General features: G+C 57.9%; 12 protein-coding genes. 10 read left to right on the forward strand and 2 right to left on the reverse strand.

Annotation, left to right across the window (positions count from 1 at the left end; genetic code table 11):
* Window positions 1-44 precede the first annotated feature (44 nt).
* The 3 genes from GO988_RS18285 to GO988_RS18295 all read left to right on the forward strand — a co-directional run bounded on the left by GO988_RS18285 (window position 45) and on the right by GO988_RS18295 (window position 4,351).
* The gene (locus GO988_RS18285) at window positions 45-1,697 is read left to right on the forward strand and encodes a CTP synthase (RefSeq protein ID WP_157568185.1); all 1,653 of its coding nucleotides are present in this window, start codon (window positions 45-47) and stop codon (window positions 1,695-1,697) included.
* A 186-nt stretch (window positions 1,698-1,883) separates the two neighbouring features.
* Window positions 1,884-3,668, forward strand: coding sequence for a membrane protein insertase YidC (gene yidC, locus GO988_RS18290; RefSeq protein WP_157568187.1), 1,785 nt, complete (start codon window positions 1,884-1,886; stop codon window positions 3,666-3,668).
* A 179-nt stretch (window positions 3,669-3,847) separates the two neighbouring features.
* Window positions 3,848-4,351, forward strand: coding sequence for a DUF6438 domain-containing protein (locus GO988_RS18295; protein WP_157568189.1), 504 nt, complete (start codon window positions 3,848-3,850; stop codon window positions 4,349-4,351).
* Between the two features lie 10 nt (window positions 4,352-4,361).
* Here GO988_RS18295 and GO988_RS18300 read toward each other — a convergent pair whose 3' ends face one another.
* Window positions 4,362-6,029 (reverse strand): ABC transporter substrate-binding protein, encoded by a 1,668-nt coding sequence (locus GO988_RS18300; RefSeq protein ID WP_232341577.1) that lies wholly within the window; start codon window positions 6,027-6,029, stop codon window positions 4,362-4,364.
* Between the two features lie 92 nt (window positions 6,030-6,121).
* Here GO988_RS18300 and GO988_RS18305 point away from each other — a divergent pair, with 92 nt between their 5' ends.
* From GO988_RS18305 to GO988_RS18335, 7 genes are all read left to right on the forward strand, one after another.
* Complete coding sequence (locus tag GO988_RS18305; RefSeq protein ID WP_157568192.1) at window positions 6,122-6,802, forward strand: metal-dependent hydrolase; 681 nt, start codon at window positions 6,122-6,124, stop codon at window positions 6,800-6,802.
* Window positions 6,803-7,049: 247 nt separating this feature from the next.
* Window positions 7,050-7,859 carry a ParA family protein gene (locus GO988_RS18310; protein ID WP_157568194.1) on the forward strand — a complete coding sequence of 270 codons (810 nt, stop codon included), beginning with the start codon at window positions 7,050-7,052 and terminating at the stop codon, window positions 7,857-7,859.
* A 232-nt stretch (window positions 7,860-8,091) separates the two neighbouring features.
* Window positions 8,092-9,072 (forward strand): ParB/RepB/Spo0J family partition protein, encoded by a 981-nt coding sequence (locus GO988_RS18315; protein ID WP_157568196.1) that lies wholly within the window; start codon window positions 8,092-8,094, stop codon window positions 9,070-9,072.
* Between the two features lie 42 nt (window positions 9,073-9,114).
* A complete protein-coding gene (locus tag GO988_RS18320) occupies window positions 9,115-9,873 on the forward strand; it encodes a DUF5683 domain-containing protein (RefSeq protein WP_157568198.1) in 759 nt (252 codons plus the stop codon).
* A gap of 54 nt (window positions 9,874-9,927) precedes the next feature.
* Window positions 9,928-10,650: a 4-hydroxy-tetrahydrodipicolinate reductase gene (gene dapB / locus GO988_RS18325; protein ID WP_157568200.1), complete on the forward strand. Its 723-nt coding sequence runs from the start codon at window positions 9,928-9,930 to the stop codon at window positions 10,648-10,650.
* Window positions 10,651-10,808: 158 nt separating this feature from the next.
* A complete protein-coding gene (gene lepB, locus GO988_RS18330) occupies window positions 10,809-11,960 on the forward strand; it encodes a signal peptidase I (RefSeq protein ID WP_157568202.1) in 1,152 nt (383 codons plus the stop codon).
* Window positions 11,961-12,079: 119 nt separating this feature from the next.
* Window positions 12,080-12,571: an HNH endonuclease gene (locus tag GO988_RS18335; protein ID WP_157568204.1), complete on the forward strand. Its 492-nt coding sequence runs from the start codon at window positions 12,080-12,082 to the stop codon at window positions 12,569-12,571.
* 70 nt (window positions 12,572-12,641) lie between these two features.
* Here GO988_RS18335 and GO988_RS18340 read toward each other — a convergent pair whose 3' ends face one another.
* Window positions 12,642-13,553: an alpha/beta fold hydrolase gene (locus tag GO988_RS18340; protein ID WP_157568206.1), complete on the reverse strand. Its 912-nt coding sequence runs from the start codon at window positions 13,551-13,553 to the stop codon at window positions 12,642-12,644.
* Between the last annotated feature and the right edge of the window lie 172 nt (window positions 13,554-13,725).

Raw genomic sequence — 13,725 nt, forward strand, 5'->3', positions numbered from 1 at the left:
TTGGCCGGGTAGCCAGGCTGTACACCGTACCTTTGACCCCCGTCATGCCTGAACGCTCCACCCCTACCCCTACAGCGTCGGCCGCGAAGTACATCTTCGTCACCGGCGGCGTCACCTCCTCACTCGGAAAAGGAATTATTTCCGCCTCCCTAGCCAAGCTCTTGCAGGCCAGAGGTTTTCGAGTCACTATCCAGAAATTCGACCCGTACATTAACATCGACCCCGGCACACTCAATCCGTACGAACACGGCGAGTGCTACGTGACCGACGACGGGGCCGAAACTGACTTAGACTTAGGCCACTACGAGCGGTTTTTGAACGCGCCCACCTCGCAGGCCAACAACGTCACGACGGGCCGCATCTACGACACCGTGATTCGGCGCGAGCGCGAAGGCGCTTTCCTCGGCAAAACGGTGCAGGTAGTGCCTCACATCACCGACGAAATAAAGCGCCGAATGCTGCTGCTCGGGCAGGGCGGCGATTTTGACGTAGTAATTACCGAAATTGGTGGCTGCATCGGCGACATCGAGAGCTTGCCCTTTGTGGAGGCCGTGCGCCAGCTGCGTTGGGAGCTGCCGCCCCACGATTCGCTCGTGATTCACCTCACGCTGCTGCCCTACCTGGCGGCGGCCGGCGAACTCAAAACCAAGCCTACCCAGCACTCGGTGCGCGACCTGCGCGAGGCGGGCTTGCAGCCCGACATTCTAGTGTGCCGCTCCGAGCACCCGATTCCGCCCGAGATGCGCCGCAAAATCGCGCTGTTTTGCAACGTCAAAATCAACTCTGTTATCGAGAGCCTCGACGCCGACACCATTTACTCGGTGCCGCTGCTCATGCTGAAGGAGGAACTCGATGCCCGCGTTATCAGCAAGCTGCGCCTCAACGGCGGCCACGCGCCCGAGCTGGAGAATTGGAAGGAATTTCTGGGCCGCCTCAAAAATCCTACTGAGGAGGTAACCATTGCGCTGGTGGGCAAATACGTGGAATTGCCCGATGCGTATAAGTCTATCATTGAGTCATTTATTCACGCTGGCGCTTTTAACGAATGCAAAGTGCGGGTGCGTAGCATTCAGAGCGAGCACCTCACGCCCGAAAACGCCGTGCAGCAGCTCGAAGGCGTGGATGGCGTGCTGGTAGCACCCGGCTTTGGCGAGCGCGGCTTCGAGGGCAAGGTAGCTGCCGTGCGCTACGTGCGGGAAAATGGCATTCCATTCTTCGGCATTTGCCTGGGTATGCAGGTGGCTGTGGTAGAGTACGCCCGCCACGTGCTAGGCCTACCCCAGGCTAGCTCGACCGAGATGGACCCGCTTACGCCCGACCCGGTTATTGCCCTCATGGCCGACCAAAAGGACATCACCCAGAAGGGCGGGACCATGCGCCTCGGCGCCTACACCTGCGAGCTGAAGCGCGGCTCGCGGGCGGCCAAAGCCTACGGCCGCAACACCATCAGCGAGCGCCACCGCCACCGCTTCGAGTTCAACAACGAATACCTGACGCGCTTCGAGGCGGCTGGCCTCGTTGCCTCGGGCACCAACCCCGAAACTGGGTTGGTAGAGGTCATTGAACTGCCGCAAACGGTGCACCCCTGGTTTATGGGCGGCCAGTTTCACCCCGAGCTGAAAAGCACCGTCGAGAGCCCCCACCCGCTGTTTGTGCGGTTTGTGAAGGCAGCGATGCAGTATAAAAAAGGGCTGTAACTAAAAAATATAACCTGCGAAAGAACGTCATGTTGAGCTTGCCGAAGCACCTTGGCCGCCTCGTTGGGGGAAGCGGCCAAGGTGCTTCGGCAAGCTCAACATGACGTTCTTTTTTTGTTAGTACCAGTACTCCGGCCCCTACCCCGCCCCGCCGTACCTTTGTCCCTCGTATTCTTTTTATTGTAAATGGACCGCAATCAAGCGACCGGCCTTTTTCTTATTTCGGCCCTGCTCTTAGTGTATTTGTTTTTCTTCTCGCCCAAGACTGAGCCCGAGAAAAACAAGACCCAGCCCACCACTACCACGGCTGCCAAAGTAGCTGTGCCTACCCCTGGCCTCGCGCCTGAGGCCAAGCCCGACACGGCCGCTGGCCCAGTGCGCAGCATCGAGCTCAAAAACCCCGAGCTGACGCTGAACTTCTCGACCCAGGGCGGCCGCGTGGTCGCCGTGCGCCTGAACAAGTACAAGACATTTTTTGGCAAGCCACTTGACTTGTTTGATGCCCAGAGCGCCCGCTTCAACACGAAGTTTCGCACCACGGGCGGCCAAACGATTGACTTTGCGGGCCTGAATTTCTCGGCCACCGAGCCTACGCCTACCCCCGACGGCGGGCAGCAGCTCGCCTTTACGGCGCCAGTGGGCGGCGGCACCGTTACGCAGACCTATACGGTGCCCAAAGCGGGCTACGAGGTGAAGTACAACCTGAAGCTCAACGGCGTGGCCGTGGCGCAGGAGCCCCTCACGTTCACGTTTCAGGACAATGTGCGGCAGACTGAGCAGGACCTGAAACAGAACCGCAACCACACAACCATCAACCACTACCTGGCCACCGACGACCCCGGTAGCCTGGCCGAGGCCAGCGAAAAGCCGGAAGAAATGAAGATTGCTACCCCCATCAAGTGGGCGGCCGACAAGCACGATTTCTTCGTGGCGGGCTTCATCGCCGATTCGCAGCCCTTCGCCAATGGCACCTTCAACTCGACGGTGGACCTGGCCGACTCGACGTTTATTAAGCGCCTGAGCACTACGCTGGCTCTACCCGTGGCCGACGTGACGAGCGCGGCTGGGGGCCAGTACCGCTTTTTCTTCGGGCCTAATCAGTTCAACTTGCTCAAGAGCGTAGCGCCCAACTTCGACCGCAACGTGTACTTGGGTTGGGGCTTGTTTCGCTGGGTAAACCGCTTTGTGGTGCTGCCGGTGTTCAACTTCCTGGAGCAGTACATTACTTCCTACGGCGTTATTATTCTGCTACTGGTGGTGATTATCAAGCTCGTAACGTGGCCTCTAACCTACAAAACCTACGAGAGCCAGGCCCGCATGAAAGTGCTGAAGCCCGAGCTCGACGAGATTAAGGCCAAGCACCCCGACGACCAGGTGAAGACCCAGCAGGAGACCATGAAGCTGTACCAGCAGTTTGGCGTGTCGCCACTCAGCGGCTGCGTACCCACGCTGCTCACGCTGCCAATTCTGTTCGCCATGTTCCAATTCTTCCCCAACGCCATTGAGCTGCGCCAGCAGCCCTTCCTGTGGGCGCCGGACTTGAGTACCTACGACAACGCCATTCACCTGCCGTTTACGCTGCCGTATTTGGGCAGCCACATCAGCATTTTTACGGTGCTGATGACGATTTCGACGCTCTTCATGACCTACCAGAGCAACCAAATGAACACGGCGGCCATGCAGGGGCCCATGAAGTTTTATAGCTACCTCATGCCGCTGATTTTCTTCTTTGTGCTGAACAGCTTCGCCTCGGGCCTAACGTGGTACTACCTGGTTTCTAACCTCGTAACGCTCGGCCAGCAGGCCCTGACCCGCAGCTTTGTGAACGACACCAAGATTCGCGCCCAGCTCGAAGCCAACAAAGTCAAGAACAAGGATAAGAAGCCCGGCGGCTTCCAAGCTCGCTTAGCCGAGGCTATGAAAACTGCCCAGGAGCGCGACGCCCAAGCCAAAAAGCCCGGCAAAGCGTAGCCTTGGAACGTAGATTTTGACGGCAAACGACCGGCTGTGCATGGCACAGCCGGTCGTTTGCTTTTGGGCCTACCCCTCCCTTAGCCGGTAGGCCGTTACTGGCCCGATTTTCGTTTTAGCGGTTATACTTCGGTCCGGTTTTCACCTGCGCTGCTGCGGTAGCGCCTTATGCTCAGCTTATGCGCTCCTTATCCTACTTGCTCGCGCTTTCACTTATTTTGCCGGCCTGCGCGCAAAAAGGAGTGCCTCAAAAAAGTAAGGCTACCGCTGCGGCCACCGCCGCCCCTACCCCCTCGGCACAGGCCGAGCCGGTGCTGGTGTTTCAGCGCACGCCTTGCTACGGCACTTGCCCGGCCTACACGGCCACCATTTTTGCCGATGGCCGCGTGGAGTACGAAGGCCAGCGCTTCGTGCCGGTGCTGGGCAAGCACACGCTCAAGCTGCCCGTGGCCACCGTAAACGAGCTATTGGCTGGGGCCAAGCGCATCAATTTCAACAGTTTGGAGGAGCGCTACTCGCGCAACACGTCGGACTTGCCGGCCACTATCATCACGGTGCATCCGGTGGGCCAGCCGCTCAAAGCTGTGTTTGCCGACGAAGGCATTCCGGCCAATCTGCAAGGCTACATCAACCTGCTCAAAGCCCGGCTCGACCCGTTGTCGGGCGTGGGCGTCACGGAGTAGCCCTACCCCCTTAGTCTTTGCGCACCCGCTCCAGCAGCAATTGGTTGGTAGGGTTGGCCGTAAGGTGGTGGATGTTGTTCTGAGTCAGGCGAATTATCTCGTCGTAGTAGAGCGGAATCACCGGGCAGTCACGTACCACGAGGCGGTCCATTTGCTGGTAGAGCGCGGTGCGGCGGGCCACGTCCTGCTCCCGAATGGCTTGCTGGTACAGCTGGTCGTATTCCGCCGATTTGTAGTGGGTTTTATCGGGGCCAGCGGGGCTGAAATTGGGCGAATAAAACAGCGCCAAGTAGTTCTCGGCGTCGGGGTAGTCGCCGAGCCAGCTTTTGCTGAAAAACGCCGTGCGGCCATTGTCTACCAAATCCTGCTGGGCCGCCGATTGATTGATGTCAATTTGAACCTGCACGCCCACATCGGCCCAGTTTTTTTGCAGGTATTCGGCCACGGCTTTGCGCTCAGCCACGGTGCTCAGGCGCAGCTGCAGCGGCCGGCCGGGGCCGTAGCCGGCCGCGCGCAGCAACTCGCGCGCCCGTTGCTGCTGAAACGTATAGCCCGGCACCTTCGCCACCGAAAAGGAGGGTAGGGCGGCCGGCACAAACCCCGACAAGCCCGGCCGCCCGACGTGGTTGAGCACGTAGGACAGCAGTTCGGGCTTATTCAGGGCATAGTTGAGCGCTTGGCGCACGCGCACATCGCGCAGGGCGCGGCCTTGCCGGGCCTGCTCGCCGCTCAAACCCGCCGAATCGAGCTGAATACCTAAATACTCCGTGTTGAGGTAGGGCGCTTTTTGCAGTTGGAAGCGGCCCTGAAAATCGGCCCGCACCGAGCCATCGGGGTTGAGAATGAGGTCGCGCGAGCCTTCCCGAATGCCGCTCAAAAAGTCAAGCTTGCCTTGCAAAAACGTCAGAAACTCGGTTTTGCGGTCGGCAATAAAGCTGATGGCTACCGCGTCGAGGTAGGGTAGGACGCGGCCGTTGGCGTCGTGGCGCCAGTAGCTAGGGTTGCGGTGGTAGAGCAGCACATTGCCCTCATCCCACACCTTAAATTGAAATGGCCCGGTGCCCACCGGGTGCTCGCGGAAGTCCTTGCCGTACTTCTCCACCGCCTCGTGCGGCACCACGTAGGCGTAGGGCATCGTCAGGATGCCCAAAAAGGGGATGAACGGCGCCTTGAGGTGAATGCGCAGCGTGGAGTCATTGGCCGCCACAAAGCAGGTGTCGCTGATAGCACCGGCTTTGTCCTCCAGCACTTTACCTCGAAATATCCAGCCGCCCGGCGAGGCTGTCTTGGCATCAAACAGCCGCCGAAACGAATACACAAAATCGCTGGCTACGACTTCCCTACCCCTCCCTCCGGCAAAAGCCTCACTGTCTTGAAATCGCACGCCGCGCCGCAGCACAAACGTGTAGGTGCGGCCATCGGGCGAAATCTGGTAGCGGCGGGCTAGGGCGGGCGCCGGCAGCAAGGTGGTGTCGAGCTCTAGCAGGCCGTTGTAGAGCTGCGCCACAGCCCAGCTATTGGCTTGGTTGCGGGCAAAAGCGGGGTCGAGCGAGGTCAGCGCCTCGGGCTGGTTGTAGCGAAACACGCGCCGCTCGTCGGCAGCCGAAGGGCCAGCGCCCGAGCAGCCAGCCAGCAGCGTCGTGCTGGCCGCGGCGGCTAGCCATGTTAATCGAAACAACTGAGATTCGTGTAGAAACATCTGTTTGGCGTGTCGGTTGCAAAGGTAGGGGTAGCACCTGCCCTGCTTTTTCGCTTATTTCTTCTCTTTTTATGCAGCTTACCTATTTAGGCCACGCTTGCTTTCTGGCCACCATCGGTGGCAGCCGCGTGCTGTTCGACCCCTTCATACGCCCCAATCCGCTGGCCAAGGACGTGGATGTAGACGCCCTCGAGGCCGACTACATCCTACTCTCGCACGGCCACGGCGACCACATCGCCGATGCCGAGGAGATAGCCAAGCGCACCGGAGCTAAAATCTTGGCTATCGCCGAGATAGCCGGTTACTTTGGTGCCAAAGGCCTTGAGGTTATAGGCACCAACTTGGGGGGTAGGGTGGCCCTGCCATTTGGGACAGTGCACTGCGTGGCAGCCGCGCACAGCAGCTCGTTTCCCGACGGCTCATACGCAGGTGTAGCCATGGGCTTTGTCATCAAAACCGCTGAGGGACAAACTTTCTACTTTGCCGGCGACACAGCCCTAACTTACGATATTAAGCTCATCAAGGAGCGCCATACCGTTGATTTTGCCTTGCTGCCCATCGGCGACAATTACACCATGGGCCTCACCGATGCCTTGGTGGCGGCCGAGTGGGTAGGCACCACCGAGATTATCGGCATGCACTACGACACCTTCCCCGTTATCGCCATCGACCACGCCGCCGCGCAGGCCGAAGCTAAAGCCGCTGGCAAAAACTTGCGCCTGCTCGCCATCGGCGAGACGGTAGCGCTGTAAGGTTAGAGTAGGCTAGCCCTACTACGAAAGAACGTCCTGCTGAGCTGGTCGAAGCATCTTGCGTGTAGCAGTAATCTCAATTTTCGGGAATTACTACCCCAAGCGAGATGCTTCGACTAGCTGAGCAGGACGTTCTTTCTTGGCTAATCCATTTTTTTTAGCCTTATTTTGTAAGTTGAACAGCGCCGGCCCCGGTTGGCTTTATCTCTTCCGCGCAGGGCGTTTCCTTAGTATATCGTTTGTTGTTATGGGTAAGATTATCGCGGTAGCCAACCAGAAGGGTGGCGTCGGCAAAACCACTTCGGCCATTAACCTAGCTGCCTCCCTGGCGGCACTGGATTACCGTACCCTGCTCGTCGATGCCGACCCGCAGGCCAACGCCACCTCAGGCGTAGGCTTCGACCCCAAAGACATTGAAAACAGCGTGTATGAGTGCATGGTAGATGGCATTGACCCGCACGATATCATCTTGCAAACCAACATCCTACCCCACCTCGACCTCATGCCCTCGCACATCGACTTGGTGGGCGCCGAAGTGGAGATGATTAACCTGCCCAACCGCGAAGAAAAAATGAAGGAGGCCCTGCGCCCCCTGGCCGACCAGTACGACTTCATCATTATTGACTGCTCGCCCTCGCTGGGCCTCATCACGGTAAACGCCCTCACGGCTGCACACTCGGTTATCATTCCGGTGCAGTGCGAATACTTCGCGCTCGAGGGCCTGGGTAAGCTGCTGAATACCATCAAAATTATCCAAAGCCGCCTCAATACCAACCTCGAAATCGAAGGCATTTTGCTCACGATGTACGACGTGCGCTTGCGCCTCTCCAACCAAGTAGTGGAGGAAGTGCAGATGCACTTTCAGCAACTCGTATTCGACACCATTATCCCACGTAACGTGAAGCTGAGCGAGTCACCGAGCTTTGGCATCCCGGTTATCCTGCACGATGCCGAAAGCAAAGGCTCCATCAGCTACCTCAACCTGGCGCGGGAGATTGTGGAAAAGAATAGTGTAGAAGCCAACCCCGAAGAAGCCGCGGAAGATGAGCTGGTGTAACTGCACCAATTAGCCCTTCACAGCACGTCATGCTGAGCTGGCCGAAGCATCTTGGGTGCTCTACTAACTCCATTGCCAGAGATTAGTGCTGCACCCGAGGTGCTTCGGCCGGCTCAGCATGACGCTTTTTGATTTTGGCGATACCAAGCGCCACAGCTTGCCCTTCGCCCAAGAATCCGTAATTTTGAAGTTCTGGGCGTGCCGGCCTTTCGGCCCCCAGACCCTTGCCAAGATGTCCGCAGAGAAGAACGACGAGAAAATCCAAGCTGCCCTAAACGCTACCCCCGGTGCGGCAAACGCCGCCAAGCGCAAAATCGGGGGCCTGGGCCGGGGCCTCAACGCACTGATTGAGGGCAGCTACGAAGCCAAAGGCGAGCGCGAGCAGCGCCTCGTGCCTAATCCTATCAATTCGGTAGGCCAGATTCCGGTGGGCCACATTGAGGCCAACCCTTACCAGCCGCGCTCGCACTTCGACCAAGAAGCGCTGGCTGAATTGGCCGATAGCATCAAGATTCAGGGCATTATCCAGCCCGTGACGGTGCGCCAAATGGGCACCAACTCTTACCAGCTCATTTCGGGTGAGCGCCGCTTGCAAGCCAGCAAACTAGCCGGCTTGGAAACTATTCCGGCTTACATCCGCAAGGCTGATGACCAGCAGATGCTGGAAATGGCGCTGATTGAAAATATTCAGCGTGAGAACCTCAATGCCATCGAAATTGCCCTCAGCTACCAACGCTTGCTGAGCGAGTGCAGCTTGCGCCAAGAAGACTTGGGCGAGCGAGTGGGCAAAAACCGCTCGACCGTCACCAATTATCTACGCCTACTTAAGCTGCCGCCCACCATCCAGATTGGCCTGCGCGACTCAGTGATTGGCATGGGCCACGCCCGCGCCCTGGTGAGCCTCGAAGACCCGCAGCAGCAAGTAGATTTGTTTCGCCGTATTGTGGCCGAGGACCTATCGGTGCGGCGCGTGGAGGAACTGGTGCGCAACGGCTACGGCCGCCCCACGGGTGGCTCTACCCCCACCCCGCGCGAGCAGCCCGCACCGGTGGTGCCAGTAGCCGAGCTACGGCGCACCGAGCGCCAACTCACCGACCACTTTGGCTCGAAGGTACAGCTACGGCCCGGCGCGCAAGGCCGCGGCGAAATCAAGATTTCTTTCGATTCGGTGGAGGACATGCAACGCATTCTGCATATTCTGCAACCTGCTTAGGTACCGCACCTCTTATCGCTGGTCAGCGTTAGCGGCTTACTTATGAAAAATCTGTTGCTTGGGGCCGCTGCGAGGCTGCATTTGCTAGGCTGGGCGTTCGGTATACTGGGAATGCTGCTGGTGCTGGCCCAGCCAACGCGCGCCCAAACATCGGCCACCGACCCTTATAATGTGAACCCGGCCGCACCCGTTGTGGTGCGGCCCGACACAGCCACGGTACGCAAAATCAGCAAAAAGGAAAAGCGCGCCCTGGCCGCCGCCGACTCGGCCAAGCGCACGGAGCGGCTATTTGGTCAGCGCGTTACCCGGCCACAAAAGGCTGGCTTTCTTGCACTTATTCCTAGCGCAGGACAAATTTATAACAAGCGGTACTGGAAGCTACCCATTGTGTATGGCATGGTAGGTGGGCTGGGCTACTGGGTATACTACCAGCAGAATTACTTTAATAATTTCAGGCTGGCCAACCGGACTATTAGCGGTATCACTTCTTCAACGGACCAGGCCGCTGCGTTGGCAAAGACTGACTTACCCACCGATATTAAAAACCTTTCGGCGGCAAACATCAACACGGGCTTGATTTTCGCGCGGCGCTACCGCGATTTGTCCATCTTGCTTAGCGCACTAGGTTACTCACTGCAAATCCTTGACGCTGTGGTAGATGCTCACCTACACGACTTTGATGTGAGCGACAATCTTTCCCTCAACTGGCAGCCCACGCTGCTACCCCAGCCTGGCCAGCTAGCGCCGGCGCCTGGCCTCTCGCTGTCGCTGCGGGTGAAGCAGGGGGGTAGGGCTTACTAGCCAGGTAGGTGGCCTAAGCACCTTCGGCAACTCCAATCGACAACTTTAATACGCATGAAAATCCTCCTTATCGGCTACGGCAAAATGGGCCAGACGATAGCCGGCCTGGCTGCTGGCCGGGGCCACGAAGTAGTTGGCATCGTTGACCACCAGGCTTCTACGCAGCGCATCGAGGATTTTACGCCCGCCCAAGTAGATGTGGCTATTGAGTTTACGCATCCCGAGGCGGCTTTTGCCAACGTGGCCGCTTGCCTGCGCCAGGGCCTACCCGTGGTGTGCGGCTCGACGGGCTGGCTGCACCACTTTGAGGAGGCCGCCCAACTAGCGACGGACACGCACGGTGCACTCTTCTATGCCTCCAACTATAGTGTGGGTGTCAATCTGTTTTTTCATTTCAATGAATACATCGCGGCCAAGATGAACCAGTTTGCGGCCGGCTACGATGTGCAAGTCACAGAAATTCACCACACGCAGAAGGTAGACCAGCCCAGCGGCACAGCGCTGACGGCCGCCGAAGGCATTCTGGCTAACTTCCCGGCCAAGACCAGCTGGCGCAATGCCCCGGCCCAAGCCCCCTACGAACTGGCGGTGCTCAGCGAGCGCGAGGGCACGGTAGTGGGCACCCACGAAGTGCGTTACATTTCGGCCGCCGATACCATTGAGCTGCGCCACGAGGCGCACTCGCGCCAGGGCTTTGCCGAAGGCGCGCTGCTAGCGGCCGAGTGGCTGCCGGGTCGCCACGGGGTATTTGGTATGAAGGAGTTGCTGGGTTTGTAAAAATAAGTTGTTATTACGAGTGCAGCGCGGCAATTGCCTCCGAACGATATCCACGCGGCTCGTTCTGGGCAACTGCCGCGCTGCACTCGCAATGACGGTTGGTGTTGTTTCTTTGCCGAATATTCTATTGGTGAGCTGTTGCTCCCGCCCTCCGTTTCATGCTTCTTCGCAAAACTGACCCTACTGCTCCACCCAAGCAGCCTAAGAGTAAATCCCGCGAATGGGTCGATTCGCTGCTATTTGCGATTATCGCGGCTACGCTTATCCGCTGGGCTACGTTCGAGGCGTACGTCATTCCGTCGCCGAGCATGGAGCACTCGCTGCTAGTGGGTGACTACTTGTTTGTGAGCAAGTTGCACTACGGGCCTATTACGCCGCAAACGCCGTTGCAAGTGCCCTTGACACACCAGACGGTGCCAATTTTTGGCTTTAAAAGCTACTCCGACCTCATTCAGCTGCCTACTTTTCGCTTCCCGGGCTTTAGCTCAATTAAGCGCAATGATGTAGTTGTGTTTCACGTGCCGCACGAGCAGCAGTTTCCGGCCGACTTGCGTACCAACTACATCAAGCGCTGCATCGCCATTGCGGGCGACACCTTGCAGCTACGCGATGGGGTAGTGTATATCAATGGCAAGCCCGGTACGATTGGTGGCCAGCCCCAAACATCTTATTTTCTGGAAGTTACCAGCCCTAACGACGAAGTACGCCAGGCGCTGCACGACCAGAATGTGGTAGACTATGACCAGCCCGATGGCATTCCAATGGCTGGTACCAACCCCGAAACCGGCGCTATTGGCTACTTCATCAGCTGCCCGGCTACCGTGGCCGCGTATTTCCGCAAGCAGCCTTACGTGAAGTCGCTGACCGTGACCAAGCCCAGCGTAGTGCTCTTTCCAGACGCAGCCGACTTCCACGGCTCGGGCGCTATGAGTGCTACCCCCCGCCGCTGGCAGCTAGATGATTACGGCCCGCTGCCCATTCCTAAAAAAGGCCAGACCATTACGCTGACGCCCGGCAATGCCGCGATTTATTATAAAATCGTGAGCCAGTACGAGCACAACCAAAACATCAGCTGGAAGGATGGCATGATTCAGCAAAACGGCCAGCCGCTGACCAGCTATACCATCAAGCAGAACTACTACTGGATGATGGGCGACAACCGCCACAACTCGGAAGACTCGCGCTTCTGGGGCTTTGTGCCCGAAGACCATATCGTGGGTAAGGCCGTGCTTATTTGGCTTTCGCTCGACCCCTTCGGCGATGCTGGGCACAAAGTGCGCTGGAGCCGCCTGTTTCATACTATCGAATAAAGCATTCGGTAACCTGCACTGTACGAAAGGAGCGCTGGGCGGAATCTTCGCCCAGCGCTCCTTGTTCATATGAGTGAAAACTAGTAGCTTGCAGCCAACTTGTTTTCGCCTACCCGTATATGGACCAAAAAGTGCTTGTACTAAATGGCGACTACACCGCCATCACCTTATGCAGTGTGCAGAAGGCATTTGTGTTGTTGTTTCTGGATAAGGCCGAGATGGTGGCGAAGTCGGATGGTACTCTGCGTACAATTTCGCAGGCGTTTCCCAAACCCAGCATTATCAGGCTAGCGCGCTATGTGCGCGTACCCTACAAAGGCATTGCCCTGAGCCGCCACAACATCTTTAAGCGCGACCAGTACGAGTGTCAGTATTGCGGGTCGACCAAAACCCTGACCCTCGACCACGTGATGCCCCGCTCGCGCGGTGGCGACTCGGGCTGGACCAACCTTGTGGCCGCCTGCTCGCGCTGCAACCACGCTAAGGGCCAGCGCACGCCGTCGGAGGCCAACATGCCCCTGCGAACCCAGCCCAAAAAGCCTACCCTAGCTGGCTTCCTCAAGCTCTCGGCTGGTACGCTTGACCAGAACTGGCACGCCTATCTGGGGTAATTAAACTTAGCCAACAAAAAAGCTCCCGGCCTTGCGGCCGAGAGCTTTTTGCTTAGCGGTGCTACTCTACCTAGTACGCGCTGCGGTTTTCGTCGTCGGCACGGTCGGCTACGTAGTCGCCTTCGTCGAAGTCTTCTGGTACAGCTTCGCCGGCTACAAACTTGAGGATATCACGGTTGAAGCGGTCTTTGGCCGTTACGTTCAGGCCGTGGGGCTCCCCATCGTACACCACCAGCGTGGCGTTGGGTACCAGCTTCACAGCCTGCTCAGCGCTATTTTTCAGCGGCACTGTTTTGTCGGAGCTACCGTGGATGAACAAGGCTGGCACTTTAATAGTAGCCAAATCACCGCGGAAGTCGGTTTCGCTCCAAGCTTTCACACACGCCGTGGTCGGGCGCGGCGAGGCTTGCAGGGCGAGGCTCTGGCTCCAATCGAGCGTTGCTTGGCTTACTGGCTTACTGACGATGCCCACACCGTAAAATTGTTTGCCGAAGGTGGCGAGGAAATCGGGACGGTCTTTGCCCAAGTTCTCGATTATATCGTCAAAAGTCGACTTATCTACCCCGTCAGGATTGTCGTCGGTTTTCAACAAGTAAGGCGTCACGGCGCTCACAAAGATTACTTTGCTAACGCGGGCGCCTTGGTGGCGGCTCATGTAGCGCGCCACTTCGCCGCCGCCCATCGAGAAGCCTACCAGCGTCACATTTTGCAGGTTTAGCTCGTCGAGTACGGCCTTCAGGTCATCGGCCAGGGTATCATAGTTGTAGCCATTCCAAGGCTTCGACGAGTGGCCAAAGCCGCGGCGGTCATAGGCAATGACGCGCTTGTTATGCAGCGGCAACTCAGCAAGTTGGTATTCCCAGGAAGCAGCGCTGAGCGGCCAGCCGTGGATGAGGACGATGGGGTCGCCCTGCCCATAGTCGCAGTAGTGTAATTCAATTGGTTTGCCTTGCTCGTCTTGGCCTACTTTGATGAGGTTCATATGCGGGGAGTTGAAAAAGAGAAGAGGATTGGAAAAGGAATTCTGGCCGTTTTTACGCAAAGACAACTGGAAGGATTAGCTATACCTGTGTTTTTTAGGCAGGCATGAGCCGCTTGCTTGCCAGCCGCAGCCCTACCCCCCACCGAACCGTTCAGCTGCCAATGGCTAGCGT

Source organism: Hymenobacter ginkgonis, assembly GCF_009755225.1.
GTDB classification, from domain to species: Bacteria; Bacteroidota; Bacteroidia; order Cytophagales; family Hymenobacteraceae; genus Hymenobacter; species Hymenobacter ginkgonis.

Excerpts from the sequence above, each read along its gene's own strand:
- GO988_RS18310 (WP_157568194.1), top strand. The coding sequence starts at position 7,050 with ATGGGTAAGATTATCGCGGTAGCCAACCAGAAGGGTGGCGTCGGCAAA.
- dapB (WP_157568200.1), top strand. The coding sequence starts at position 9,928 with ATGAAAATCCTCCTTATCGGCTACGGCAAAATGGGCCAGACGATAGCC.
- GO988_RS18305 (WP_157568192.1), top strand. The coding sequence starts at position 6,122 with ATGCAGCTTACCTATTTAGGCCACGCTTGCTTTCTGGCCACCATCGGT.
- GO988_RS18335 (WP_157568204.1), top strand. The coding sequence starts at position 12,080 with ATGGACCAAAAAGTGCTTGTACTAAATGGCGACTACACCGCCATCACC.
- GO988_RS18285 (WP_157568185.1), top strand. The coding sequence starts at position 45 with ATGCCTGAACGCTCCACCCCTACCCCTACAGCGTCGGCCGCGAAGTAC.
- GO988_RS18340 (WP_157568206.1), bottom strand. The coding sequence starts at position 13,553 with ATGAACCTCATCAAAGTAGGCCAAGACGAGCAAGGCAAACCAATTGAA.
- GO988_RS18315 (WP_157568196.1), top strand. The coding sequence starts at position 8,092 with ATGTCCGCAGAGAAGAACGACGAGAAAATCCAAGCTGCCCTAAACGCT.
- GO988_RS18320 (WP_157568198.1), top strand. The coding sequence starts at position 9,115 with ATGAAAAATCTGTTGCTTGGGGCCGCTGCGAGGCTGCATTTGCTAGGC.
- lepB (WP_157568202.1), top strand. The coding sequence starts at position 10,809 with ATGCTTCTTCGCAAAACTGACCCTACTGCTCCACCCAAGCAGCCTAAG.
- GO988_RS18295 (WP_157568189.1), top strand. The coding sequence starts at position 3,848 with ATGCGCTCCTTATCCTACTTGCTCGCGCTTTCACTTATTTTGCCGGCC.
- yidC (WP_157568187.1), top strand. The coding sequence starts at position 1,884 with ATGGACCGCAATCAAGCGACCGGCCTTTTTCTTATTTCGGCCCTGCTC.